Genomic DNA, 25,391 nt, shown 5'->3' on the forward strand with positions numbered 1-25,391 from the left:
TTCCAGTGTAAGCGGGTCGCAGACGGCCAGGTCCGTCTCCCGCTGCCCCCTGAGCCGTCGTTGCTAGACTGCCCGGGAAATGCCGCCCTCGCTCCCTCGTCTTCCGCTGCGAGCGCGGACCGAGCAGATGCTGTGGGCGAAGGTCGTCACGGCCCTCGGTCTCGCGCTCCTGCTCGTCGTGGGCGCCTGGTCGACCTCGCGCGGGGACGCCGACGTGCATGCCGCGCTCTGCCTGGCTCCTGGCGTCTCCGCCCCGGCTGCCGCGGCGGGAGCCGAGCACCACGACGACGTCGCCGCCGTCGATGTGCTGTCGTCGGATGCGGCACTCTGCGTGATCGCCGTGCTCTGCGGTGTCGCGCTCGTGCTCCTGCTGCGCCGTCTGCTCACGCGCGGCCGTGGCGTTCCCACGGCACGAGCGCCCCGGACGGTCCCGCCCGCGCGCGCGGGCCCGCGCCGGCTCCCCTCCGCTCTCACCCTCGCCCAACTCTCCATCTCCCGTACCTGAACGACAGCGCGTCGAACGAGCCGCCGCGCGCGGCACCCTTCCCCTGTCGTTGCACCTGTACCTGGAGACCCCTATGAGAACCTCTGTCAAGGCGACCCTGATCGCCATCGCCGTCGCCATCGTCCTGCTGATCGTCGGCATCGTCTTCGCCATCAACCAGCGCGCTGCCACACCGGAGCCGCAGGCCGGAGAGAAGCTGCAGACCGTCCGCGCCGACTCGCATGTGCTCGATCAGGGCGGTGCGGATGCCGTCACGGTCGTCGAGTTCCTCGACTTCGAGTGCGAGGCGTGCGGCGCCTTCTACCCGATCGTGGAGGAACTCCGCGAGACCTACGCCGGAGACATCACCTACGTGGTGCGGTACTTCCCGCTCCCCGGCCACATCAACTCGACCCAGGCCGCACTCGCTGCGGAGGCCGCAGCCCAGCAGGACCGGTTCGAGGACATGTACCACCGCCTGTTCGAGACTCAGGCGCAGTGGGGCGAGGGTTCCGAGGAGACCCCGGCCGTGTTCCGCGCGTTCGCCGAGGACCTCGGTCTCGACATGGCTGCGTACGACGCCGCGATCGCCGACCCCGCCACGCTGCAGCGCGTCGAGTCGGACAAGGCCGACGGCGAGAAGCTCGGCGTGAGCAGCACGCCCTCGTTCTTCATCGACGGCGAGCCCGTGGTGCTGCAGGAGTGGGGCGACCTCGAGCAGGCGATCGAGAAGGCCGTGAACGGCTGAGCCCCCGCTTCCCTGTCGGCGCCCGGTGCGGCGCCGACAGGGGTGCACGCCGTGTTCCGGGGCCGCCGATACGCTGGGGGCCACACCGTGGAAGGGACCCTGGACGATGGACGTGACCTCTGTGCTGCCCGTGACGCACAACTCCCGCGAACTGTCGGGACTGCCGACATCGGACGGAGGCACGGTGGCATCGGGCATCCTGTTCCGCTCGGATGCATTGGGCGCACTCACCGACGAGGGTATGCAGGGGCTGGTCGATCTCGGCGTCGGCACGGTGATCGATCTGCGCACGGACGGCGAGCGCGCCCGGTCGGCCGATCGTCTTCCGTCCGACGGCAGCATCACGCTCATCCCCCTGTCGGTGCAGGGCGGGGCCATGGACGAGATGGTGCAGAAGCTGCTGCCGGCCGCCGACGGAACCCCGCTCTCCGAGGCGCAGCTCGCGGACGTCCTGGACCAGGTGCCGACGCTGGAGGACCTGTACACCGCGATCCTCGGAGGCAGCGCCGCGCAGTTCGCGACGGTAGCCCGCGCGGTGATCACCGCATCCGGCACAGATCGTCCCGGCGTGCTGTTCCACTGCACCGCCGGGAAGGACCGCACCGGGCTCGCAGCGGCGCTGCTGCTTCAGGTCGCCGGGGTGCCGCGCGAGGTCATCGTCGAGGACTACACGCAGACCGGGAAGAACCTGGCGCGGGGCTTCGCCGAGGCGCTGACGGGTCTGATCACCGCGATCGGCGTGCCGCTGACCCCGCGCCTGAAGACCCTCGCGACCGAGTCGCCCGCGTCGGCCATCGAGGCGGCGCTCGATTGGATCGCCACCGAGCACGGCGACGCGGCCGCGTATCTGCGCAGCGGCGGCCTGACCGACGACGAGGTCGCCGCGCTACGGCGGGTGCTGCGCGGCGAGTAGTCCTCGGGCGGAGGTCACTCCACGTCGAGGCGGAGGATACGGTCGTCGCCGTCTGAGGGATCGCCGCGGCCGTCCGTGTTGTTCGTGACGATCCACAGCGCGCCGTCCGGGGCGACGACCGCGTCGCGCAGGCGGCCGAGCTCCCCGCGGAACCACTCGGATGCCGTCGCCGGATCGCCCAGCGGCACGACCCGTAGTCGCTCACCCCGCAGGTTCGCGATCATGATCCGGTCGTCCAGCACGGCGATGCCACTCGGGCTGGCGTCCGACGGCGTCCACTGCTGTACGGGGTCGATGAAGTCGTCGTCACCGGCGATGCCTTCGACGACCGGCCAGCCGTAGTTGCCGCCCGCCTCGATCACGTTCAGCTCATCCCACGTGTCCTGCCCGAACTCGCTCGCGTACATCGTGCCTGCCGCATCCCAGGCGATGCCCTGGGGATTGCGGTGACCGTAGCTGTACACCGACGAGCCGTCGAACGGGTTGTCCTCCGGCACGGCGCCGTCGGGGGTGAGCCGCAGGATCTTGCCGGACAGCACGTCGGGGTCCTGCGCGCTGTCGCGGTCCCCGGCATCGCCGGCCGTGACGTAGAGCATCCCGTCGGGCCCGAACGCGATGCGGCCGCCGTTGTGGGTGCCGGCGGACGGGATGCCGGCGAGCACGGTCTCCGGTGCACCGAGAGTCAGCGCGCCGGGGTCGCCGAGGATCGCGCGCTTCTCGATGCGGTTCCCGTCGTCGGCGGTGAAGTACGTGTAGAGCTCGTCGTCGTGCACCGCGAGGCCGAGCAGCCCGCCCTCGCCACCGGCGGCGACGTCAGCGATGAGGGCGACCTCGCGGACAGCGCCGTCGTCGCCGAGTTCGAGCACGCGTCCGCTGTCGCGCTCGCTCATCAGGGCGATGCTGCCGTGGAACGCGATCGACCACGGCGCCTCCAGCCCCTCGGCGATGACCTCGGGCGACGGCTCGGGATCGGTGCTGACCGGCCCAGTGGCGGCAGGGACGGATCCCGGCTGCGGCGTGCACGCGGCGAGCGCCAGCATCGTGGCGATGGTCGCTGCGAGCATCGTCCCGCCCCGCCTGACCGCCATGTGTCCTCCCTCCTCCATCCCACACCGAACGGCGCGTTCAGGGAAGGGCGGATGTGTGCCGCCGCCGCCCTCGCTACGCTGAGCGCATGACCGAGGCGCGAACGCACACGCCGAACCGCGTGCTCTCCGTGGTGAGGCGCATCCCGGCGACGCTGTCGATGGTGCTGCTGATCCTGGCAGTGGGCGTGATCTGGCACGGCCTGTGGGCCCCGTTCGAAGACACGGCTCTGTTCCGCAGCGTGGCCTACGGCCTGCCGAACCTCGCCGACGGCAAGTGGTGGACCCCGCTGACCGGCACGTTCTTCGTCAACCAGCCCTGGGTGTACATCTTCACGATCACCGGCTTCTGGGGCATGGCCTACCTGGAGTTCCGACGCGGGTCGCGCGTGGCGCTCGCGTACTACTGGATCGGTCAGCTCTTCGCGATCTTCGCCACTGCGCTCCTGCTTCTCGCGCTCTCGCAGTTCCCGTGGGCGTGGGCCACGGCACAGGCGCAGGCGCTCGACGTCGGAGCATCGGGCGGCACCATGGCCTGCATCGCGGCGGCGGTCGGCCTCTTCCGTCCGCCGTGGCGGGTGCGCGGCTGGTTGATCCTGCTCGGCTTCGTGTTCATCGCGATGCTGTTCTGGGGCAAGCTCGCCGACCTCGAGCACCTGCTCGCGGTGCTGCTGATCCTGGTCATCGACCGGTCGCTGCGCGTGCGCCGCACCACGGTGCGGGAGCAGCGACTCATCGCCGTGGTGGCGATCCTCGTGCTGGGAGCGGTCGAGATCATCACGACCTTCGTGGCGACCGACGGCCCCTTCGGCCCGACCGACCCGGCATCAGGCGGGTTCATCGATCTCGCGATCGACCTCGTGGTGATCCTCGTGCTGGTGAACGGTCTGCGTCGGGGCCGGCGCTTCGCCTGGGTGCTCGCGATCCTCCTCGGTCTGTACAACCTGCTGGGCGCCGCACTGGTGCTGACGCTCATCATCCTGACCAGCCAGGCCGAGCTCGATCTGCGCTGGGATGGCGAGACCGAACTCGTGATGGCCAACGGATTCCTGTGGCTGGTCATGCTGGTCTACCTGGTGTGGGTACGGCGCGCATTCCGAGCCCGCCGGAAGTCGACTCTGGGGAGCCAGCCCTCACCCACGGTCGACGCGGTGAAGGAGGAGCTGCGCGCTCACGGCGGCGGGACCCTGTCGTGGATGACGACGTGGGACGGCAACAGCTATGCGCGGGTGACCGGCGGCATCGTGGCCTACCAGCGGCGCAACGGCGTCGCGCTGGCGCTCGCCGACCCCATCGGTCCCACGCCGCTCCGGGCCGCCGCGGTCGACGCCTTCATCCGCGACGCGGAGCATGCCGGACTCGTGCCGTGCTTCTTCAGCGCGGATGAAGCCACCCGCGCCGCGGTGCCCCCGACCTGGCGCAGCATCGTGGTCGCCGACGACACGATCGTCGACCTGCCCGGTCTCACCTTCACCGGCAAGCGATGGAACTCCGTGCGCACCTCGCTCAACAAGGCGGGTCGAGAGGACATGACCTTCCGGATGACGCACCTGAAGTCGGAATCGTGGGGCGTGCAGCAGCAGCTGCGTGCGATCTCCGAGGCCTGGGTCGGCGATAAGGACCTGCCCGAGATGCGCTTCACGCTGGGCACGCTGGAGGAGGCGGAGGACCCCGAGGTGCGACTCGCACTGGCGCTCGCGCCCAACGGCGACGTCGACGGCTTCCTCTCGTGGCTCCCCGTGTACGGCGAGGGCGGCACGGTGCGCGGCTGGACGCTCGACCTGATGCGGCGCCGCGAGGGCGGCTTCGGTCCGGTGATGGAGTACCTGATCGGATCGTCGGCGCAACAGTTCTCGGAGGAGGGTGCCGCGATCATGTCGCTGTCCGGTGCCCCGCTCGCGCACGACTATCCGCCGGATGCGGGAGTGATCGCCGCGCTGAGCGATCGGCTCGCCGAGGCGCTGGAGCCGGTCTACGGCTTCGGATCACTGCACCGGTTCAAGCAGAAGTTCCACCCGCGCTACGAGACCATGTATCTGCTGTTCCGCGACGAGAGCGACCTCACCCGGATCGGCGGGGCGCTGACGCGGGCCTTCCTGCCGGATGCGACGCTGCGGCAGTTCGCTGGCGCCGGCCTGGAACTGGTGCGCGGCGGCGAGAAGGACTGACAGCGACCGGGTCAGGCGCGCACGACCGCGTGCGACCGTGTGCGACCGCGTGCTGCCGCGTGCGACCGCGTGCGACGTGCAGGAAGAAGTGCGAGATGCAGGAGCATCCGCCCCCATTTCGCCCCGCACGTCGCGGATGATCCTGCAGGTCGCGCCGGGAACGAGGCGGGTGTGAGCACGCCGGATGCCGGCCGTCAGGAATCGCGCGGACGCTGACGCAGCTGCTTGACGTCGGTGCGTCGCTGCTTCGCCTTCAGGCGACGCTCCTTCGCGCCGCGGCTCGGTTTCGTCGGGCGACGCGGCGGGGACGGCGGGCGCAGAGCTTCGGCCACCAGGGCCACGAGCCGCTCCCGCGCGGCGTCCCTGTTGCGCAGCTGGGCACGATGCTCGGACGCGGCGATCGTCAGCACGCCATCGACCAGGCGCCCGGCCAGGCGCTGGAGCAGCCGCTCCCGCTGCGCCGGAGATAGCGCGGTCGAGGCGGCGGCGTCCCACACGAGCTCGGCGCGGGAATCGGCCGTGTTCACCCCCTGTCCGCCGGGGCCGGATGACCGCGAGAACCGCCACGACAGCTCCGCCTCGGGGATCGTGAGACCCGCCGAGACGCGCAGACCGGGGCGGTGGGCGGAGGGCATGAGTCCATCATCCTCCGCCCACCACCCCGGCGGCCAGCCGGGGCTCAGGCGAGAGCGTCCGCCCGCTCGACGTGCGCCTCGTTCGGCGCGACCTTCGCCGTGTTGGCGATGTGCGCGCGGGCGACCACGATGGCGGCGACGACCATGAGCGCGGCCCCGAGCCAGTACGGAGCCGCGTGGCTGACCGTGACGTACAGCGCTCCGGCGATCAGCGGGGCCGCGGTGTTCATAGCTGCGGTCAGCGACTGCGTCGCCCCGCCGAGCCAGCCCTGCTCGTCGTCGCCGACCGCATTCGACATCGCGCCGTCCATCGCGGCCGTCGATGCGCCCTGACCAGCGGCGAGCATGAGCGCGCCGACGATGAAGACCCAGGGCTGGGCGAAGACCGAGGCGACGACCGCGAGAGCGATGAGACCGATCATCTGCGCGATGATGGCGCTCACGATCACGCCGCGCTCGCCGATGCGCGGGAGAAGGATGCCGAGCAGCACGCCCTGGATCAGGATGTCGATGATGCCGACGGCCGCGGTCAACAGCCCGATCTGTGTCGGGCCCCACTGGATCGCGTCGAACGCGAGCACGCTGAAGTTGTTGACGAAGAACCCGAACGGCAGCGCGAGGATGCCGAAGCCGATCATCAGACCGCGCAGCTCCTTGCGACCGAACGCCTCCTTGAAGACGCCGAACGGCTGGATCTCGCGCAGCGCGATGCGGGGGATGCGGTTCTCGGGCTTGAGGCTCTCGGGGAGCAGGAAGATGCTGAGGATCGCGATCACGAGACCGACGCCGGCCGTGACGAAGACCGGGAGCTGGATGCTGACCGCTGCGAGCAGCCCGCCGACGGCCGGGCCGACCATCATTCCGATACCGGTGAGGGCGCCGAGCAGACCGAATCGCTTGGCGCGCTGCTCCGGTGGTGTGATGTCGGCGAGATAGGCGAACAGTGCCGGCATGTCACCGGCGGTCAGGCCCTGGATGACGCGGGCGAGCACCAGCACCCAGAGGGCTCCGCCGATGCCGAAGAGCGCCATCGAGAAGGCGGCGCCGAACGCGGCGCCGATGATGACGGGGCGACGCCCGAAGCGGTCGGAGAGACGGCCGAGGAACGGCGCGACCAGGAAGGCGCACAGGCCGTTGACCGCTTCGAGGATGCCGACCCAGACCGCGAGGTCCTTCTCCTCCGAGACGTACTGGAGCACCACGAAGGGAAGAACGGGGAGGACGACGGTCATGCCGATGACGGTCAGCATCGTCAGCACGACGAGCATGACCCAGGCGCGGTTCACGCCGCGCACGGAGGAAATGAGTGAAGTCATACCGAAAGTGTATCGATACCAGTTTTGGTGTCAACCCAGTTTTGTATCGAGTGCGCGATAGGCTGGGGAGATGAGCAGCACTGAGCCGATGGGGCGCCGTGAGCGGAAGAAGGCCGCGACCCGCAAGGCGATCTCCGACGTCGCGACGATGATGTTCCTCGAGCGCGGCTTCGACAACGTGAGCATCCGGGAGGTCGCGGATGCCGCCGACGTCTCCCCCACCACCGTCTTCGCGCACTTCCCCCAGAAGGAGGCGCTGGTCTTCGACGAGGACGACGAGCAGCGGGACCGGCTCGTCTCCGCCGTGCGCGATCGCCCCGATGGGAGCACGATCAACCGCGCGATCCACGACTTCTACGCCACCGAGCTCCGCGCCAACGTCGATGAGCACGGCGACGACGTCACCCGCATCTTCATGACGTTCCTGAACGAGACACCGGCACTGCGGGACTACGCGGCGCGCATGTGGCTCCGCCACGAGGACGCCCTCTCGGACGCGATCGCGGACGAGCTCGGGCTGTCGGAGCCGACCGCCGAGATCCGGGTCTACTCGCGCTTCATCCTGCAGATGCAGCTGCTCGTCAACGACACGGACGACCAGCTCGGCACGCTCGACGCCGGATTCGCGATCCTGGAGAGCGGATGGTCGCCGATCGAGGCACGATTGGCGCGCACGACCGACGAACACCGATGAACTCATACCGGCAGGATGATTGGGAGGCGAGCCCGGAGCTCGCGTCGACCGTGGTCCCGCCGTACCTCATGGGAACGGGGGTCGTCACCGGGGAGGACACCGGCACCCGCCCGCTCTCCCCTCCGCACTCCCACGCCGACGCGATGCTCGCCTGGTGCTATCGCGGCACCGTATGGGTGCACCTGCAGGACGCGATGTGGCGCCTCGCTCCCGGCCAGGGCGTGTGGATCCCCGCGCGGACGCCGCACACGGCACACCACGAGCGGGACTCCGTCGGCTGCTACACGTACCTGCCCGCGACATCCGCGATCACACCGATCGACGACATCACCCGGGTCCTCGTGCCGCGGGCCGTGCAGGAGATGCTGCTGCACCTCAGCATCAACGACATGCCCACCGATCTGCGCGTGCGCATCCAGTCCACACTGATCGAGATGCTGCAGCAGCCGGCTCCTGAGGCACTCGACGGCTGGGGCGAAGTGCCGCTGCCCACCGACGAGCGCGTGCGCGCCCTGGTGCAGGCGGTGCTGGACGACCCGGGCGACCCGCGCAGCGCCGGCGAGCTCTTCCTCGCCCACGGGCTGCACGAGCGCACCGTGCTGCGCATCTTCCAGAACGACGTCGGCATGACGTTCGGCCGGTGGCGCACCGGCGTGCGGATGACCCTCGGCGCCCGCCTGATCGTCGACGGCACCCCGATCGGCGCTGCCGCTCACCGCTGCGGCTACGCCACGACCAGCGCCTTCTCCGCGAGTTTCAAAGAACGGTTCGGACTCACGCCGCGTCAACACGTCGCCCGCGTGCAGGCCGACTCCGCGCACCACCTCTACTGGCGCTGACGTTCGCGCCCATCCGACGCGATCTGTCCGTTTCGCGACACAAGTCGTCCGTCGATCGACACTGGCCGCGGCATCCGCGTTCTAGCATCGTTCTGTTAGGGCATGCTTACCTAACTTCTCGCCGCGTCGACGCGGCACTCCCCTCCCCATCTCTCTGAAGGAGAACCATGTCGCACGCTCTCGCGCGCCCGAAGATCCGACGAGGCTCTGCGCTCGTCGCCGCGGCCATCGCCGCCGCCCTCACCCTGGCCGGGTGCTCGACCACAGGCGAAAACGCCGAATCCGCCCCGTCGTCGACGTCTACCGACGGCGTGGTCATCGAGCACGGCCACGGCGAGACCGTGATCCCCGAGAAGCCCCAGCGCGTCGTCGCCCTCGGCTGGATGACGCCTGACATCGTCGCTGCCCTCGGCACCAATCCCGTCGGCATCGAAGAGGTCTGGGGCGCCGGCGAGAGCGGCTACCAGCCCTGGTTCGAGGACTTCGTCACCGAGGAGTACGGCGAGACCCCCGAGATCATCCCGTTCACCGAGGACGGCCCCAATTACGAGGCGATCAAGGCCCTCAAGCCCGATCTGATCCTCAGCCTGTACTCCGGCGTGAGCGACATCGAGTACGAGCGCCTCAGCGAGATCGCGCCGACCGTGCCGTACATCGAAGGCCCTTGGAACCCCGGCACCTGGGAGGGGATGACGCGCACCGTCGGCAAGGCTCTCTCGGAGGATGCGAAGGCCGAGGAGCTGATCGCCGAGACGGAGGAGCAGATCACCACCCTCGCCGGCGAGCACCCCGAGTTCCAGGACAAGACCTTCGTGTGGGGCCTGACCCTGAACGAGGGCGGCACCGATCTCGGCGTCTACCTGGAGTACGACCCCCGCGTGCGCATCACCGAGGCGCTCGGCTTCACCTCCACCTCCTCGATGGACAGCTTCCTCGCGAGCGCCGAGGGCGACAACTGGTACACCGGCGTCAGCCTGGAGAAGCTGTACGACGTGCAGGCCGACCTGTTCGCCGCCTGGGGCAGCACCGCCGCCGAGGGCGAGTACACGGTCGAGAACAAGGTCGTCTCGCGCTGGAACCCGATCGCCAACGGCTCCTACGTGATCTACGCGGATGCCGCAGAGGCCTCCGCGATCAGCGCTCCGACCGTGCTGTCGCTGAAGTACATCCTCCCGACGTACGTCGACGACCTCGCAGCCGCGCTGCAGGGCGAGCCGACCATCGCGGGAGAGTGACGCGCGAGATGTCCCTGGCGACGGAAGACGGCACGGACGTCTCGAACACAGGTGCGGGTGGTCGTGCAGACGGCTCCCCGCACCGGCGCGGGACGATGGTGGTGGGACTGATCGTCTCGGCGGTGGTGCTGGTGCTCGCCACCGTCGCCTCGCTCGCGGTCGGCAACCGCGCGATCGATCCCGTCACGGTGCTGCAGTCCCTCTTCGCCTACGACGATGAGAACGCGCTGCACCTCATGGTCATGGAGCTGCGTGTTCCCCGCACGCTGCTCGGCATCGTCGTCGGCGCCGCTCTGGCGGTGTGCGGCGGTCTCATCCAGGCCTTCACCCGCAATCCCCTCGCCGACCCCGGCATCCTGGGTGTCAACGCCGGTGCGTCCTTCGCCGTCACCTTCGCGGTCGGCGTGCTCGGCCTGACCACGCCCGGCGCCTACGTGCCCTTCGCTCTGGCCGGCGCCTTCGTGCTCACGATCCTCGTCTACACGCTGGGCTCGTTCGGGGCCTCCGGCGCCACGCCGATGAAGCTGACGCTCGCCGGGGTCGCCCTCGGGGCCGCCTTCACGGGCCTCACCACCGCGATCGTGCTGCGCGATCTGGGCACCCTCCAGGTCATGCGCTTCTGGGGCGTCGGCTCCATCGGCGGGCGCACCCTCGACCAGCTCGCCTGGGCGGCGCCGCTGATCGTCGCCGGCCTCCTGATCGGGCTGCTGTGCGCTCGCTCTCTGAACGCGCTGGCACTCGGCGACGACCTGGCACAGGCGCTGGGCGCCCGCGTGCAGGTCACGCGCGTGCTGGTGATCATCGCGGTCACCCTGCTGGCCGGCACGAGCGTCGCCGCCGCCGGTCCCATCGCCTTCGTCGGACTGATGATCCCGCACATCGTCCGCTGGTTCACGGGCCCGGATCAGCGCTGGGTGCTGACCTACTCGATGATCATCGGTCCATCCTTCCTGCTGTTCGCCGACATCATCGGCCGCATCGTGCTTCCCAGCGGCGAGCTCCGCGTCGGGATCGTCACCGCGCTGTTGGGCGCCCCGCTCCTGATCGCGCTCGTGCGCCGCAAGCGGGTGAGCGGACTGTGAGCATCGATCAGCGCCCCACCGCCGCCACCGCCACCGCAGCCGCCACCACCGCAGCCGCCACCACCGCAGCCCCCGACGGCGCGGAGTTCACCCCCGTCGATCACGGACGCCGGCAGATCCGGATCGAGACCGCGCGCATCGCGACGCTCATCCCGGTGCGCTCGATCGTGGTCTGCGCCGTGCTGGCCGTCGTGATCATCGCCGCGGGTCTCGCGTCGATGACGATCGGAGCCTACGAGGTGGACTTCGGCTCGGTCATCCGCGCCATCGTCGACCCGTCCTCGGACCCCGACATCCGCCAGGTGGTGTTCGAGTGGCGGCTGCCGCGCGTGCTGTTCGCGGTGCTCTGCGGCGCGGCTCTCGCCCTCGCCGGCGGCATCTTCCAGTCGCTCACCCGCAATCCGCTCGGCTCCCCCGACATCATCGGCTTCGGCATCGGCGCGCAGTTCGGCGTGACGCTCATGATGGTGGTGCTGGAACTCAACACCTACATGTTCAAAGCCGTGGGTGCGCTCGTCGGCGGTCTGATCACCGCGCTGCTCGTGTACGTGCTGGCGAACAAGAACACCCTGTCGTCGTTCCGCCTGATCATCGTCGGCATCGGCGTCTCGGCCGGGCTCGGATCGCTCACCTCCTGGATCCTGATCTCGGTCAGCGTCGAGAAGGCGATGATGGCCGCGACCTGGGGAGCGGGTTCGCTGGCCTCGCTCGGGTTCGACCAGCTGATCCCCGCCGCGATCGTGTTCGCGATCGTCACCCTGCTGTCGCTGCCGCTGAACCGCACGCTGCCGGTGCTCGAGATGGGCGACGACGCGGCCACCGCGCTGGGTATCGGCCCTGGTCGCACCCGGCTCGCGGCGATGGTCTTCGGCGTCGCCCTGGTCGCACTCGTCACCGCGGCCGCCGGTCCCATCTCGTTCATCGCGCTCGCGGCTCCGCAGATCTCGCAGCGCCTCACCCGCTCGAACACCCCGATGGGCACCATGCCCGTGATGCTCACCGGCGCCGCCCTCGTCGTGGTCTCCGACGCGGTCGCCCAGCTCGTCGCCGTCCCCGTCGGCGTCGTGACGGTCTCGGTCGGCGGACTCTATCTCGCCTGGCTGCTGGCCGCCCAGTACGCGCGCCGCACCTGAAAGGAACACGCATGACCGCTTCGCTGCTGGCCCGCGACATCACGCTGGGCTACGGGGACACCCCGATCATCTCCGACCTGTCGCTGGAGGTGCCGGACGACTCGTTCACGATCATCATCGGACCGAACGCATGCGGCAAGTCGACCCTGCTCCGCGGGTTCGCCCGGCTGCTGCGTCCGACCACCGGAGCCGTGCTGCTCGACGGCGCCGAGCTGCGCTCCCTCAAGCCGAAGGAGGCGGCCCGCAAGCTGGGCCTCCTCCCCCAGGCATCCATCGCCCCCGATGGGATCACGGTCGCCGACCTCGTCGGACGAGGACGGTTCCCGCACCAGAGCGCCCTGCGCACCTGGAGCAGCGCCGACGAGCGCGCCGTCTCCGAGGCGATGGCGGCAACCGGGGTGACCGATCTGTCCCGCCGACTTGTCGACGAGCTCTCGGGCGGCCAACGACAGCGCGTGTGGGTGGCGATGGCCCTCGCCCAGCAGACCACGCACCTGCTGCTCGACGAGCCGACGACCTTCCTCGACATCGCGCACCAGATCGATCTGATGGAGCTGTTCGCGGATCTGCACCGCAGCGGCACCACCCTGGTGGCCGTGCTGCACGACCTCAACCACGCCGCGCGCTATGCGACCCACCTCGTGGCGATGCGCGACGGGGCCATCGTGGCGCAGGGCGACCCGCGCGAGATCATCACGGCTGAGCTCGTGCAGGCGGTGTACGACCTGCCGTGCAAGGTCATCACCGACCCCGTCTCGGGCACGCCGCTCGTGCTCCCTCTCGGTCGGAGGACGCCGTGACGAGCACCCCGCGGCGGCTCTTCGGGATCGCGCTGAAGGCGGAGGGACGCGGCATCGCCCTGGCCGGAGCGACGGCTCTGCTCATCGTGCACGCACTGGCGGAGGCCACGATCCCCGTCATCATCGGTGCGACCATCGACCGTGCCGTGCTGCCAGCCGATCCGGTCGCGCTCGCGCTCTGGATCGGCGTGCTGGTGGCGACGTTCCTGGTACTGACCGCGAGCTACCAGTCGGCATCGCGCCTGATGGTCTCGATCTACGGGTACGGCGAGCAGGCGCTGCGCCACCTCACCCTGTCGCGGATGCTGCGCCCCCGGCTCTCCCGCCGGGCGATGACGCCCGGCGAGGCGCTGACCTTCGTGACCTCCGACACGTATCGCGTGGCAGGTGTCGCCTGGTCGGTGGCGCAGCAGTGCTCCACGATCGCCGCGATCATCGGAGCCGGGCTGGCGATGCTGGTGATCTCGCCGGTCGCGACTCTCGTGGTGTTCGGCTCCACGATCGCGATGATGTTCGTGATGCAGGTCGTGTCGCGTCCGCTCGAGCACCGTGGGTTCGCCGAGCAGCACGCGGCCACCGAGGCCGGGGCCGTCGCCGCCGACTTCATGAGCGGCTTCCGGGTGCTCGTGGGCATCGGCGCCCGCGAGGAGGCCGTGCGGCGCTACGTCGCCGCGAGCGATGCCTCCCGTCGCGCTGCCACCGCCGCCGGTCGGTCCCTCGCCTCGTACGAGGCGATCAGCAGCACGCTGGCCGCGGTCGCCACCACAGCACTCGCCGGCATGTCGGCCTGGTTCGCTGCCGAGGGCCGCATCAGCATCGGCGAGCTGGTCACCGTGCTCGGCCTCGCCCAGTTCATCAGCGGCTACCTCGCCTACGCCGGTTCGTTCCCCTCGAACTGGATCCACAAGCTTGCCTCGGCCAAGAGACTCGCCGAGGTCATCGATGCCGGGGACCTGCTCGATGCCCCGGTCGCACACGAGGGTCGCGCAGATCCGGCGGATGACATCGTGCTGGCCTTCCGTGCGGGCGCGGCGTACGAGTCGCGCGTGGAGGTGCGAGAGGGGGAGCTGCTCGGCATCCGCCCCGCCGACAGCGACAGCGCGCGGGACCTCTCCCGGGTTCTCGGCCTGCGCACCCCGCCTCAGCGCGGCCGGGTCCAGCTCGCCGTCGACGGCGAACGGCGAGACCTGACGGAGTGGGATCCGGTGGAGTACCGCCGCCGCGTCGTCGCTCCGCCGCACGGCCAGACGATCGTCAGCGGCACGCTGCGTGAGGCCGTGCGCGGACACGGTGTCGACGGAACACCGCACCCCGCACTCGTCGACATGGCGGCGCTGCAGGACACCGTCGTGCAGGTCGGCGGGTGGGAGTCGCAGGTGGGCGAAGCCGGTCGACGTCTCTCCGGCGGACAGCGTCAGCGCATCGGGATCGCGCGGGCGCTGCATGCGGATGCCGACGTGCTCGTGCTGGATGAGCCGACATCGGCGGTGGACGCCGTCACCGAGGCGCACATCGCGCGAGCGCTCGCGGCACACGCCGACACCGTCATCGTGATCACCACGTCACCCGTGCTGCTCGGCGCGTGCGACCGGGTCATCGAACTCCCCGCTCACGGATCGGATGCTCGGCATGAGTGACGCCATCGACACCCCCGCACCCCTCTTGCCGATCGCCTCCGGCGCCCGCGTGCGCGCCGCGGTCGGGACGCTGCTGCGGCAGCATCCGGGCAGGGCGACCGGCGTCGCCGTGTTGTTCCTCGCCGCCTCCGCTCTCGGGATCGTGATGCCGGCGTGCCTGGGGCGAATCGTCGACGCCGTGTCATCCGACGCCGGGTTCGCGACCATCACCGGATGGGTCGTGGGCGCCGGCGCCGGTGCGATCGGTGCCGCTGTCGTGATGCTGTGGGCGGTGCGGGTGCTCACCGGTCTCGTGCAGGACATGCTGGCCACCCTGCGCGAAGACGTGTTCACCTCGGCCATGCGCCTGCCGGTGAGCACGGTCGACGACGGCGAGAGCGCCGACCTGCTCTCGCGCGTCACCGGCGACGTCGACGCCGTAGCCGAGGCCGGAGGGAACGTCGCACCGACCCTGTTGTCCGCCGCCTTCGCGATCGCCGTCTCGGTGGTCGCGCTGACCGCACTCGACCCCTGGCTCGCGCTGGCGGGCGTCGCATCCGCGCCGCTCTACGTGCTGGGCACCCGGGCGTTCCTGCGCAGGTCGCGCGTGGTGTTCCGCGAGGTGCGCGTGCGCGAGGCCGCGCGCAGTCAGGCCGTGCTCGACGCGGTCGAGGGCATCGACACCCTCACCGCGTTCAACGAGCAGGAGCACGCACTCGCCCGCGTGTCCGAGCGGGCTGAGGCCTCGATCCGGATGCAGATCGAGGGCGTGCGCGTGACGAACCGGCTGTTCCGGTGGATCAACGGCGGCGAGCTCGTCGGGCTGGCCGCGATCCTCGGCACGGGGTTCCTGCTGCAGTCGGCCGGCGCGGTCACGGTCGGCATGGTCACCACCGCCGCTCTGCTCTTCCACCGCCTGTTCGGGCCGGTCGGTCAGCTGATCTTCGGGCTCGACGACATCCAGCGCGCGACGATCGGGCTCGCCCGCCTCGTGGGCGTCATCGATCTCGCCCCGGCGAGCTCGGGGGCGCAGGCCGCCGACCCGGATGCAGCGCCGACGGCATCCGCCGGCATCGAGGTGCGCGACCTCACGTTCCACTACCCCACCACCGGTCGCGGCATCAGCGACGTGACCCTGCACGTCGCACCCGGCACGACCGCTGCGCTGGTCGGCCCCTCGGGGTCGGGCAAGAGCACCCTCGCCCGGGTGATCGCCGGCCACCACCCGCCGACCTCGGGCAGCGTGCACCTGGCCTCGACCACGGACGCGCCGTACTACCTGTCGCAGGAGCTGCACCGGTTCCGCGGCACGATCGCCGACAACCTGCGACTGGTCGCGCCGAAGGCGAGTGATGACGAGCTGGTCGCCGCGCTGCGGGCGGTCGGGGCGGAGTGGGCGGTCGACGCGCTGAACCGCGGGGCCGGCGACGCAGACTCGTCGGATGAGCCCGCAGTGCCGATGGACGAGGGCCGCATCCAGCAGCTCGCCGTCGCACGGGCGTTCCTGGCCGACCCCTCCGTGGTGATCCTCGACGAGGCGACCGCCGACGTCGGACTGCATCACCGCGACGCGGTCGAAGATGCCATCTCGGCGCTGCGCAGAGGCCGCACGGCGCTGCTCATCGCGCATCGGCTGCAGCAGGCCGTCACGGCCGAGCAGATCGTCGTGTTCGCCGACGGGCGCCCGACCCAGCGCGGCACGCATGAGGAGCTCCTCGCCACCGAGGGGCTCTACCGCGACTCCTGGCTCGCCCAGACCGCGCACGCCCCGACCACCCCCACTCACTCCCCCACCCCGAACGAAGAGACGGAGACTCCGTGAGCATCCACCGCGGCATCGTCAGCAGCACGGCCACCCTCACCCCGAACCTGGTGCGCATCACCCTCGGCGGCGAGGGCGTCGCCGACTTCCTCAGCACCGGCATCGGCGACGAGTACGTGCGCGTGTTCTTCCCGCATGGAGAGGATCCCACCGACGTCTCGCTGCCCGTGCCGGCCGGCGACTGGTGGGAGACGCCGGAGGGGGCGCCGGAGGCTCCGATGCGCACGTACACGGTCAGCGGCGTGCGGCCGGATGCCGGCGAGCTCGACATCGACTTCGTCATCCACGAGGCGGGGGTCGCCGGTCCGTGGGCCGCGCGCGCGAAGCCCGGCCACGTGCTCGGGCTGAATGCGCCGACCGGCCTGTACGCACCCCCGGCCGACATCACCTGGCAGGTGCTCGTGGCCGACCTGACCGGTCTGCCCGCGGTCGCGCGCATCGCCGCGGAGGCACCGGAGGGCGTGCGCACCCGGATCGTGCTCGAGGTGCCCAGCGCGCAGGATCAGATCGCGTTCGAGGTCGGCGGCGACGTGGAGGTCACCTGGGTCGTCGGCGGCAACGGTCACGGGCCGAGCGCGCTCGGGCAGCTGGTGCGCGGCATCGTCGACGAGCGCCTCGCCCTCGACGAGGGATACGTCTGGGTGGCCGGCGAGACGGTCGCGCTGCGCGATGTGCGCAAGTACCTGCGCAAGGAGCTCGGTCTGCCCGCGACGCGTTTCAAGGTCGTCGGCTACTGGACCCCGATCGCCGCGTGGGACGAGAAGTTCGCCGCGCTGCCCGCCTCGGTGCAGAAGGAGCTCGACGCGATCTGGAGCGAGATCGAGGATGACGAGCCGGAAGACGTGCAGGTGCGGTTCGAGGAGAGGCTCGACCAGCTCGGGCTCTGAGGTTTCGGCGGCACTGAGGCTCTGTGAGGCGCCGCGCCGGCATCTGTTGCTGCGCGCGGCGCCTTCGCCGTACCGTTGTCGCACACCCGACAAGCCCATGGAGATGACATGTCCCTCGTCCGCGTGCACAACTTCTCGGTCTCGCTCGACGGCTTCGGCGCCGGCGAAGGGCAGACCCTCGAGGCGCCGTTCGGCCACGCCGACTCGCGCCTGATGCAGTGGGCGTTCGGCACGCGCACGTTCCGCGAGATGGGACTGCCGGGTCCGACCCCCGGCTCCACCGGCGTCGACGATGCGTTCGCCCGCCAGTGGGGACCCGGCATCGGCGCGGAGATCATGGGGCGCAACAAGTTCGGCCCGCAGCGTGGACCATGGGAAGACGAGGAGTGGCAGGGGTGGTGGGGCGATGAGCCCGTCTTCCGCACCCCGGTCGTGGTGCTGACGCATCACCCGCGGCCGACGCTGGAGATGGCGGGTGGCACCACGTTCCACTTCGTCGATGCCGACCCCGTCGACGCACTGGCCCAGGCGCGTGCTCTGGCCGGCGATGGCGACATCCGCATCGGCGGAGGCGTCGACACCGTGCGGCAGTTCCTCGCTGCCGACCTGATCGACCACCTGCACATCGTGCTCGTGCCGATCGTGCTCGGCCGAGGCGAACGCCTGTGGGACGGACTGGAAGGACTCGAGGAGCGCTTCGACATCGAGGCGACGCCGTCACCCTCCGGCGTCGTGCACCTGGTGTTCACGCGGCGATCCGCACGGTGACGACCTGACGACCGGGAGGGGTCGTCAGGTCGCGAGGCGTCACGCCACCCGTGGGTGGTCGCGGTGTTGCTGCGACCACCCACGGAACGTCAGGGCTCGTTCACGCGAGCCCTGACAGGTCAGGCCGTCACTGCCTTGGCGTTGTGAGAGCCGACCGAATCGATCTGGATCTTGCGCGGCTTGGCACGCTCGGCGATCGGGATCACCACGCTGAGCACGCCGTTGTCGTATGTGGCGCTGATGCCCTGCGCGTCTACGTCGTCACCGATCGTGAAGCGGCGGACGTAGGACCCGAACGGGCGTTCCTGTGCCAGCCAGCGCGAGTTGTCACGGTTCGCCTCGGTGCGTTCTGCGCGGATCGTCAGAAGGTGGCCGTCGACGTCGACATCCACCGACCCTGGGTCCACCCCGGGGAGATCGGCGTTGAGGACGTAGCGGTCGCCTTCACGGAACAGGTCCACAGGCATCAGGCGCGGTTGCCGACTGGTGTCGAACACGCTCTGGGCGATTCGATCCAGCTGGCTGAAAGGATCAAATGACATCGACATGGTGAAAGATTCTCCTTCCAATGGAGGACGGCGTCAGGAGCCGTCCGGTCGTAGCGGGTGATGAGAACGGCCGCGCGCGGCGGCCCCACGCGGAGGCGCCCTCACCCGTTCGGACAGCGCGCGGACCCACAGATCCACGACCGGTGCTGTTCGGCGGCCCCGGAGAGCACCGCGTTCGTCTGCGGGGCGCGGCACGGTGGCGGTCGCCGTGGACTCGGCCACCAGGACGGCCACGATCTGCGCGAATTCCGACGCGACCCACTCCGCATCCGCGGACACGATGTCCGCGAACGCGTCCTGCGCAGCAGTCACCTGCATGTCATCCGCCTGGCACATCGCCGCCATACGCGATCACCTCCATACCTGTCGTCGCCTGCCGTCGCGGTGCCCGTGAGTCGTGGCATCGCGACCCGGATAGATCTGGATCAACTGATGCATATTTTCTACACCGAGGTTTGACGAAATGCAAGCCCATGGGGGATGCTCTCTTCATGGACCCGACTTCCCGCGCCGTGCCGGTGTACACGATGAGCGTCGCGGCCGAGCTCCTCGACCTGCCCCCGGCGACGCTGCGGCTGTACGAGCGGAAGGGACTGGTCCTCCCGGCACGCACCGACGGCGGAACCCGGCGCTACAGCGCGGATGACATCGACCGCATGCGCCGCATCGCCGACCACCAGACCGACGGCATCAATCTCGCCGGCATCAGAGCGGTCATGGGCCTCGAGGATGAGAATGCGCAGCTCAGGGCGACGCTCGACCGACGAGATCCCCGACCCGACGCCCTCGACCAGGACGACCCCGCCCCCCTGACGCGACACCGGGAGAAGCGGGCGGATCGACGGGTCAGGGTCGCGCGGACGACGGAGGGCGCGCGGCCAACGTGATCGCCACCGCAGTCAGCACCACGGCGGCGATCAGGAGGGCCACCCCTCCTCCGAGCCGATGAGCGGCAGCTCCCACCACCGCGCCACCCGCGAGCGATCCCCACAACAACAGGGGACGCTGCCACGCGGTACGCGAGCGTCCTGTGACCAGCGCCGCGAGCGCCAGCCCGAGGCTCACGAGCGTGCCCGTGGCATAGGTGATCGCGACCCGCGCTCGCCCCTCCGAGAGGTACAGGGTGTTCAGCGCCCCCATCGCCGCTGCGAGCAGCAGGAACCGCCACGGTCCGTCGGGCAGCAGGAAAGAGAGCGCGGCGCTGAGCGCGACGGCGGCTGCGGATGCGGCCACGGGGCCTGCGCGCCGTTGCCCGTGCCGACCGACGAGCGCCCCGGCGACGACGCCGACGACGAAAGCCGCGACGAGCGAGAGCGGCAGAAGCACGACCGCCGCGCCCTGCGCGATGACCTCGACACCCGCCTGAGTGGAGTTGCCGCTCATGAACGAGACGAACAGGCCGCCCGTCTCGATGAACCCGATGGCGTCGACGTATCCCGCGATACCGCCGAGCAGCAACGAGAGCAGCAGGCCGCGACGTGTCACGTCTCTCATGCCAGGAGCCTCATGCTGCGAGTCTAGGAGTCCGTGCCATCGCAGCCGTCGAAGGAGAAAGCCCCGCCGCCTGAACCGACAGGACGAGCGGGGCTTCCGAAATGGACGCGACGGCGGGAGTCGAACCCGCAACGCCACCAGGTATGAACTGAGGCCCGGGACCGCCCGGATCGCCGCGATGAGGACGACGTTACCGGGCCGTGATCTGCAAAGCCAGGGACGACGCCCGAGATAACGCCATGAGTCGACGGATGACGCAGGGTGTCATCGACCGGGACGGGTCGGGCACCAGCGCGCGGCATCCGGACGGGCGGATGCCGCGCGCCCGCTCAGTCGGCGAGTGTGATCACGGTCTTGCCGCGGCTCCCTCCTCCGGCGAGCCCGGCCAGCGCTTCCGGCAGTCGCGCGAACGGATACGTCTGCGCGACCACCGGCCGCAGCACGCCCTGATCGACCAGGGCGGCGATCTCGCCGAGTTGCGCGCCATCGGCCCGCATGAACAGGAACTCGTACGTCACACCGAGCTTCTTCGCGTGCCGACGGATCTTGCGGCTGAGCGCGGCGATCGCCAGCCGCAGGAACGGATTCATGCCCCGCGCGGCGGCGAACGCGGGATCGGGCGGTCCGGAGATGCCGATCGCCGTGCCGCCCGGCTTCAGCACCCACAGCGACTTCTCGAGGTTCTCGCCGCCGAGGCTGTCGAGCACCAGGTCGTAGCCCGACAGCTCCTCCGCGAAGTCCTGCGCGCGGTAATCGATCACGACGTCGGCGCCGAGCTCGCGCACGAACTCGGCGTTCGCCGCGCTCGCCGTGGTCGCCACCGTCGCCCCCAGATGTGCAGCGAGCTGGATCGCGATCGAACCGACTCCCCCCGCACCCGCATGGATGAGCACCTTCTGCCCCGGACCCACCCCGCCGCGCTCCACCAGTGCCTGCCACGCCGTGAGCGCGACCAGCGGCAGCGAGCCCGCCTCGACCATCGAGATGCTCGTCGGCACGACGGCGAGGTCGGCCTCCGCGACCGAGATCCGCTCGGCGAAGGTCCCGATGCGGGAGTCGTCCGGGCGCGCGAAGACGCGATCCCCCGGCTGGAAGCGCTGCACCAGCCGGCCGACACGGATCACCGTGCCGGCCAGGTCGTTGCCCAGGACCACCGGCAGCGCGTAGGGCAGGATCTGCGCGAACTCGCCGCTGCGGATCTTCTCGTCCAGCTGGTTGAGACTGGCCGCTTCGACCCGCACCAGCACGTCCCGCTCCCCCACGACGGGTTCCGGAACGTCTCTGAGGACCAGGGGCTGCTTGTACTTCTCGACGACGAATGCGCGCATGACTCCGTACTCTCCCGTGCTCGATCGACGGTGGCGGCTCAGGCCGACGCAGCCCGGAGCTGCGGGTAGAGCGCCTCCAGCGGCGCGCTCAGGCCCGCCTTGACCTGTACCGAGGTCTCGTCGGCGAGCACTTCGTACTCGCCACGCTCGGTCGCGTCCAGGACGGCGCGCACCAGCTCGGCGGGGTCGGTCTTCGGGTCGTCGACGTGCGCGGCCATCGCGGTGTCGACGTAGCCGACGTGCACTCCGACGACGTGCACCCCGGCCGGCGCCAGCTCGAGGCGCAGCGAGTTCGTCACCGACCACAGCGCCGCCTTGGTGGCGCTGTAGATGCCGGCGACCGCGAACCACGAGAGCGCGGAATGGATGTCGATGATCGTGGCACCGGGGCGACCGGCAAGGAACGGGGCGTAAGCGCGCGCGAGGAACAGCGGCCCGAGAAAGTTGGTCTCGACGTTGCTGCGGATGTCGTCATCCGAATGGGTCAGGATGCCGGGCGTGGACACGGACGCCCCCGCATTGTTGATCAGCACGGTCACGTCGGGGGCCGCCTCCACGACGGCACTGATCGATGCGGGATCGGTGACGTCGAGGACCAGGGGCACCACCCGCTCGTCCTCCCAGGTCCGCGGCGTGCGGGCCGTGGCGTAGACCTTGGCGGCACCGCGCGCAAGCGCCTCGGCGACGAACTGCGTGCCGATGCCTCCGTTCGCTCCGGTGATGAGGACGACGGCTCCGGTGAGTGAAGGCATGGACTGTTCTCTCTTCTTTGCGACAATGGATATCTGAGTGCGCACGTAAGCGACTCCACTCATAACTGAGCGCACTCAGTTTCTATTCCCGGAGGTTCCATGTCGTCCGACGCAGCCGTGGGCCGCCGCGAGCGCAACAAGCAGCAGAAGCTCGCGCGCATCACCGCGGCAGCGTCCGAGCTCTTCGCGGACCACGGTATCGACGACGTCACGACGCAGCAGATCGCCGAGCGGGCGGATGTCGGCACCGGCACGCTGTTCCTCTACGCCAAGACCAAGGGCGAGCTGCTGCTGCTGGCGCAGAACACCCACTACGCCGTCGCGCTCGAGTCGGGGATCGCGATGGCCGCGCGCATCTCCGATCCCCTCGACGCGCTCATGGCCCTGCTGCGTCCGATCATCGAGTGCAACCGCGTGCAGATCGACAACGGGCGCGTCTACCTGCGCGAGATGGTGTTCGGCGATCCATCGGACGCTCCTCACGCAGAAGCGCTTCGCATCGTCGCGGCCACGGAGGATGCGGCAGCCGCGATCCTGCGACGCGACCCGGCGGTCGGTGAGGACGACGCCGCATCGCTGGCGCGGATCATCTCGGGCATCATGTTCCTGACACTGGGAGCAAGCCTCAACGTCGGCCTCACCGTCGACGAACTCGCCGACGACGTGCGCCGACAGATCGGCGCCCTGCTCGCCCGCTAGTCACCTACCGTCGGATCGAGTCCTGGAAGGGGTTCGGTTCGAGCGTGTAGTCCGTGGACGCGTCGGACCAGGTGCCGCCGTCGGCCGACTGACGTCTCCGGCGCACCGCGGCGAGCGCACCCGTGACCGGAACCCCGACCGCGAGTGCCGCTGCTCCCCGCACGGTGCGGTCTTCGGCGCCGAGCACGCTCGCCCGATGCCACGCCTCATGCAGCGCGCCGCCGCGTGCCGTCGGCACACGCTTCGCGGGCAAAGCCCCCGCGCGGCGGAGGGCGACGAGCTGCTCGACGCGCTCCCACCATGTGGAGTCGGATTCGGGGTGGAAGTAGTTGTCGCGCAGCCAGTCCGGATGCGGATGCCGGAACCTCCCCGCGACGACCTCGCTCCGTCCTCCGAGCAACCCGCTCCCCACGAACACCGTGTTCAACAGGCTCTTGCTCACACCGAACGAGTCGAGCGCGATCACCGGGATGCCGAGCGCCGTCGCCTCGATCGCGGCCGTCGAGCTCACGGTGACGAGCCCGGCCGCGCTGTCGAGCGCCGAGGCCATCGAGTCGTACGAGAAGACCAGGTTGTCGGGGAGCCGCTCCGGCAGCAGGTCCGCATACGGGGTGCGTTCGAGATGCGTCTCGGACTCGCCGGGTCGTGAACGCAGTTTCACGACCACGCGTCTTCCCGGATCGGCCTCGGCGGTGCGCACCAGCATCGCCGCGATCTCCGCACGCTCCGCGCGCTCGACCGGCACCAGTGCCTGCGCGGCGAACACGATGTCCGTCGCCGCCGGCCGCACCGCGACGGGGGGCGACGGACGCTCGGCCACCACGACCCCGCCCTGGCTCGTCGCCACCGAGTCCACGCGGACCTGCTTCGGGGTGAGCATCCGCTGTCGCCGCCGCGCGAAGGGCAGTGTCGCGAGCGCGGTGGGGAGCGTCACACCGATGCGTCGCCCCAGCTCCGCGAAGGCGCGCTCCTCGCGGTGGGAGTGCAGGATGAGCAGATCGGTGTGGCGGCGGTAGTCCAGCGCGCCACGCTGCGCGGGGATCGCCATGCCGGGAAGCCCGGAGATCGTGACCGGCCGGTGTGTGAGCGCGTCGATCACCCGCCCCAGCAATCGTACGAACGGCCCGCGTCCGGCGAGCAGCACGACGTCGGGCCGCTGCCCTTCCAGCCAGGCCTGCACGTCGGTGAAGCGCACCCGCGTGACCGCCTCGGCGGGCAGCCCGGTGCCGGCCAGAGCGGTCCGCTGCTGTGCCACGCTCGCGGCGAGAGGCGTGCGCACCAGCAGCAGGTGCGCACGGATGCCGGGCACCGCACCGAGCAGCGACGCCGACCACTTCACGAACGAATCGGCATCGGCGATCGCGACGACCCGCAGACCGTCGCGACTCCAACCGTCGCCGCTCAGGCGCTCTCCGCTCATGCGGGGACGCGGCGCAGCTTCGCCATGGGGGCCAGCTCGCTGTCGAAGACGCGCTTGACGCCGTCACCCAGGGCCGTCTCGATCACGCGGATGTCGCGCACGAGGTGCTCGAGTCCGGTCGGCTCCAGCGAGGCCGCGTGGTCGGATCCCCACATCGTGCGGTCCAGAGTGATGTGACGCTCGACCGCCACGGCGCCGATCGCCACGGCGGCCAGCGAGATCTGCAGTCCGCGCTCGTGGCCGGAGTAGCCGATCGGGATGCCGGGGTAGCGGTCGCGCAGCGTGGCGATCGCCCGGAGATTCGCCTCCTCCGGCTCCAGCGGATACGTCGAGGTGGCGTGCATGAGCACGACGCGGTCGGTGCCGAGCGTGTCGAGCGCGCGGTCGATCTGCGCGATCGTCGACATGCCGGTGGAGAGGATCACGGGCTTGCCGGTCGCTCGCAGCGCCTGCAGCAGCTCGATGTCGGTGAGGCTGGCCGAGGCGACCTTGTGGGCCACCACATTCAGATCCTCCAGGAAGTCGACGCTCGGAACGTCCCACGGCGAGGCGAACCAGTCCAGGCCCTGCAGCGTCGCGTGGTCGCCGATCGCGACATACTCATCGCGCCCGAACTCCACCCGGCGGCGGTAATCCAGGTAACTCATCGTGCCCCAGGGGGTGTCCCGCGGCACGTCGCGCATGTGCTCCGGCGTGGAGATCTCGGGGGTGCGCTTCTGGAACTTCACCGCATCCGCGCCCGCTCGCGCGGCGACGTCGATCAGTTGCTTGGCGATGTCGACATCGCCGTTGTGATTCAGGCCGATCTCGGCGATGACGTAGGCGGGACGTCCGCCTCCGATGACGCGCGATCCAATGCTGACAGTCATGATTCCTCCGGTCGTCGAGCGGTCTGAATTCCCCGCCCCTCCTGGCTACGCCTCGC

Annotated in this window: 26 protein-coding genes and 1 tRNA gene; 16 read left to right on the plus strand and 11 right to left on the minus strand. The window is 70.1% G+C overall.

Annotation, left to right across the window (positions count from 1 at the left end; genetic code table 11):
• Positions 1-79: 79 nt before the first annotated feature.
• The 3 genes from ACIOVG_RS17325 to ACIOVG_RS17335 all read left to right on the plus strand — a co-directional run bounded on the left by ACIOVG_RS17325 (position 80) and on the right by ACIOVG_RS17335 (position 2,145).
• Positions 80-505 carry a hypothetical protein gene (locus tag ACIOVG_RS17325; protein WP_400876190.1) on the plus strand — a complete coding sequence of 142 codons (426 nt, stop codon included), beginning with the start codon at positions 80-82 and terminating at the stop codon, positions 503-505.
• Positions 506-578: 73 nt separating this feature from the next.
• Positions 579-1,232, plus strand: coding sequence for a DsbA family protein (locus ACIOVG_RS17330; protein WP_400876193.1), 654 nt, complete (start codon positions 579-581; stop codon positions 1,230-1,232).
• A gap of 106 nt (positions 1,233-1,338) precedes the next feature.
• Positions 1,339-2,145 carry a tyrosine-protein phosphatase gene (locus ACIOVG_RS17335; RefSeq protein WP_400876196.1) on the plus strand — a complete coding sequence of 269 codons (807 nt, stop codon included), beginning with the start codon at positions 1,339-1,341 and terminating at the stop codon, positions 2,143-2,145.
• A gap of 14 nt (positions 2,146-2,159) precedes the next feature.
• On the opposite strand, the gene ACIOVG_RS17340 is transcribed toward ACIOVG_RS17335, so the two are convergent.
• Entirely contained in the window at positions 2,160-3,233 is a 1,074-nt protein-coding gene (locus tag ACIOVG_RS17340) for a PQQ-dependent sugar dehydrogenase (protein ID WP_400876199.1), read from the minus strand.
• 86 nt (positions 3,234-3,319) lie between these two features.
• Between ACIOVG_RS17340 and ACIOVG_RS17345 the strand changes: the two genes are divergently transcribed.
• Positions 3,320-5,398: a bifunctional lysylphosphatidylglycerol flippase/synthetase MprF gene (locus ACIOVG_RS17345; RefSeq protein WP_400876202.1), complete on the plus strand. Its 2,079-nt coding sequence runs from the start codon at positions 3,320-3,322 to the stop codon at positions 5,396-5,398.
• 194 nt (positions 5,399-5,592) lie between these two features.
• On the opposite strand, the gene arfB is transcribed toward ACIOVG_RS17345, so the two are convergent.
• Together arfB and ACIOVG_RS17355 are read right to left on the minus strand one after the other, a co-directional pair.
• Positions 5,593-6,033, minus strand: coding sequence for an alternative ribosome rescue aminoacyl-tRNA hydrolase ArfB (gene arfB / locus ACIOVG_RS17350; protein WP_400876205.1), 441 nt, complete (start codon positions 6,031-6,033; stop codon positions 5,593-5,595).
• Between the two features lie 44 nt (positions 6,034-6,077).
• Positions 6,078-7,349, minus strand: coding sequence for an MFS transporter (locus ACIOVG_RS17355; RefSeq protein ID WP_400876208.1), 1,272 nt, complete (start codon positions 7,347-7,349; stop codon positions 6,078-6,080).
• A 70-nt stretch (positions 7,350-7,419) separates the two neighbouring features.
• Here ACIOVG_RS17355 and ACIOVG_RS17360 point away from each other — a divergent pair, with 70 nt between their 5' ends.
• The 10 genes from ACIOVG_RS17360 (at position 7,420) to ACIOVG_RS17405 (ending at position 18,225) form a co-directional block, all read left to right on the plus strand.
• Positions 7,420-8,043, plus strand: coding sequence for a TetR/AcrR family transcriptional regulator (locus ACIOVG_RS17360; RefSeq protein ID WP_400876211.1), 624 nt, complete (start codon positions 7,420-7,422; stop codon positions 8,041-8,043).
• On the plus strand, positions 8,040-8,882 hold the full coding sequence (locus ACIOVG_RS17365; RefSeq protein ID WP_400876214.1) for a helix-turn-helix domain-containing protein: 843 nt from the start codon (positions 8,040-8,042) through the stop codon (positions 8,880-8,882). The genes ACIOVG_RS17360 and ACIOVG_RS17365 overlap by 4 nt, the downstream gene beginning before the upstream one ends.
• 167 nt (positions 8,883-9,049) lie before the next feature.
• Entirely contained in the window at positions 9,050-10,117 is a 1,068-nt protein-coding gene (locus ACIOVG_RS17370) for an ABC transporter substrate-binding protein (protein WP_400876216.1), read from the plus strand.
• Positions 10,118-10,125: 8 nt separating this feature from the next.
• Positions 10,126-11,199: a FecCD family ABC transporter permease gene (locus tag ACIOVG_RS17375; RefSeq protein ID WP_400876219.1), complete on the plus strand. Its 1,074-nt coding sequence runs from the start codon at positions 10,126-10,128 to the stop codon at positions 11,197-11,199.
• Positions 11,196-12,332, plus strand: coding sequence for a FecCD family ABC transporter permease (locus ACIOVG_RS17380; protein ID WP_400876221.1), 1,137 nt, complete (start codon positions 11,196-11,198; stop codon positions 12,330-12,332). The genes ACIOVG_RS17375 and ACIOVG_RS17380 overlap by 4 nt, the downstream gene beginning before the upstream one ends.
• Before the next feature lie 11 nt (positions 12,333-12,343).
• Complete coding sequence (locus ACIOVG_RS17385; RefSeq protein ID WP_400876223.1) at positions 12,344-13,132, plus strand: ABC transporter ATP-binding protein; 789 nt, start codon at positions 12,344-12,346, stop codon at positions 13,130-13,132.
• Complete coding sequence (locus ACIOVG_RS17390; RefSeq protein WP_400876226.1) at positions 13,129-14,769, plus strand: ABC transporter transmembrane domain-containing protein; 1,641 nt, start codon at positions 13,129-13,131, stop codon at positions 14,767-14,769. The genes ACIOVG_RS17385 and ACIOVG_RS17390 overlap by 4 nt, the downstream gene beginning before the upstream one ends.
• Entirely contained in the window at positions 14,762-16,570 is a 1,809-nt protein-coding gene (locus ACIOVG_RS17395; protein WP_400876229.1) for an ABC transporter ATP-binding protein, read from the plus strand. Before ACIOVG_RS17390 ends, ACIOVG_RS17395 begins: the two co-directional genes overlap by 8 nt.
• Positions 16,567-17,457 carry a siderophore-interacting protein gene (locus ACIOVG_RS17400; protein WP_400876232.1) on the plus strand — a complete coding sequence of 297 codons (891 nt, stop codon included), beginning with the start codon at positions 16,567-16,569 and terminating at the stop codon, positions 17,455-17,457. Before ACIOVG_RS17395 ends, ACIOVG_RS17400 begins: the two co-directional genes overlap by 4 nt.
• A 108-nt stretch (positions 17,458-17,565) precedes the next feature.
• Entirely contained in the window at positions 17,566-18,225 is a 660-nt protein-coding gene (locus tag ACIOVG_RS17405; protein ID WP_400876235.1) for a dihydrofolate reductase family protein, read from the plus strand.
• Positions 18,226-18,344: 119 nt separating this feature from the next.
• On the opposite strand, the gene ACIOVG_RS17410 is transcribed toward ACIOVG_RS17405, so the two are convergent.
• Positions 18,345-18,773, minus strand: coding sequence for an Hsp20/alpha crystallin family protein (locus ACIOVG_RS17410; protein ID WP_247631135.1), 429 nt, complete (start codon positions 18,771-18,773; stop codon positions 18,345-18,347).
• A gap of 33 nt (positions 18,774-18,806) precedes the next feature.
• Complete coding sequence (locus ACIOVG_RS17415; protein WP_400876238.1) at positions 18,807-19,091, minus strand: hypothetical protein; 285 nt, start codon at positions 19,089-19,091, stop codon at positions 18,807-18,809.
• 173 nt (positions 19,092-19,264) lie between these two features.
• On the opposite strand from ACIOVG_RS17415, the gene ACIOVG_RS17420 reads away from it, so the two are divergent.
• A complete protein-coding gene (locus ACIOVG_RS17420; RefSeq protein ID WP_400876241.1) occupies positions 19,265-19,660 on the plus strand; it encodes a MerR family transcriptional regulator in 396 nt (131 codons plus the stop codon).
• On the opposite strand, the gene ACIOVG_RS17425 is transcribed toward ACIOVG_RS17420, so the two are convergent.
• From ACIOVG_RS17425 to ACIOVG_RS17440, 4 genes are all read right to left on the minus strand, one after another.
• Positions 19,620-20,267 carry a DUF1275 family protein gene (locus tag ACIOVG_RS17425; RefSeq protein WP_400876244.1) on the minus strand — a complete coding sequence of 216 codons (648 nt, stop codon included), beginning with the start codon at positions 20,265-20,267 and terminating at the stop codon, positions 19,620-19,622. The genes ACIOVG_RS17420 and ACIOVG_RS17425 overlap by 41 nt on opposite strands.
• 102 nt (positions 20,268-20,369) lie before the next feature.
• A tRNA-Met gene (locus tag ACIOVG_RS17430) sits at positions 20,370-20,445 on the minus strand.
• A gap of 151 nt (positions 20,446-20,596) precedes the next feature.
• A complete protein-coding gene (locus ACIOVG_RS17435) occupies positions 20,597-21,595 on the minus strand; it encodes an NADP-dependent oxidoreductase (RefSeq protein WP_400876246.1) in 999 nt (332 codons plus the stop codon).
• 38 nt (positions 21,596-21,633) lie between these two features.
• Entirely contained in the window at positions 21,634-22,347 is a 714-nt protein-coding gene (locus tag ACIOVG_RS17440; protein ID WP_400876248.1) for an SDR family oxidoreductase, read from the minus strand.
• A 99-nt stretch (positions 22,348-22,446) separates the two neighbouring features.
• Here ACIOVG_RS17440 and ACIOVG_RS17445 point away from each other — a divergent pair, with 99 nt between their 5' ends.
• A complete protein-coding gene (locus ACIOVG_RS17445) occupies positions 22,447-23,046 on the plus strand; it encodes a TetR/AcrR family transcriptional regulator (protein ID WP_400876251.1) in 600 nt (199 codons plus the stop codon).
• Positions 23,047-23,050: 4 nt separating this feature from the next.
• On the opposite strand, the gene ACIOVG_RS17450 is transcribed toward ACIOVG_RS17445, so the two are convergent.
• Positions 23,051-24,466 carry a DUF6716 putative glycosyltransferase gene (locus ACIOVG_RS17450; RefSeq protein WP_400876254.1) on the minus strand — a complete coding sequence of 472 codons (1,416 nt, stop codon included), beginning with the start codon at positions 24,464-24,466 and terminating at the stop codon, positions 23,051-23,053.
• Positions 24,463-25,335, minus strand: a complete 873-nt coding sequence (locus ACIOVG_RS17455; protein ID WP_400876256.1) for an N-acetylneuraminate synthase family protein — start codon at positions 25,333-25,335, stop codon at positions 24,463-24,465. Before ACIOVG_RS17455 ends, ACIOVG_RS17450 begins: the two co-directional genes overlap by 4 nt.
• Between the last annotated feature and the right edge of the window lie 56 nt (positions 25,336-25,391).

The sequence above is a fragment of the Microbacterium sp. NPDC087591 genome (assembly GCF_044743625.1).
Classification (GTDB): Bacteria; Actinomycetota; Actinomycetes; order Actinomycetales; family Microbacteriaceae; genus Microbacterium.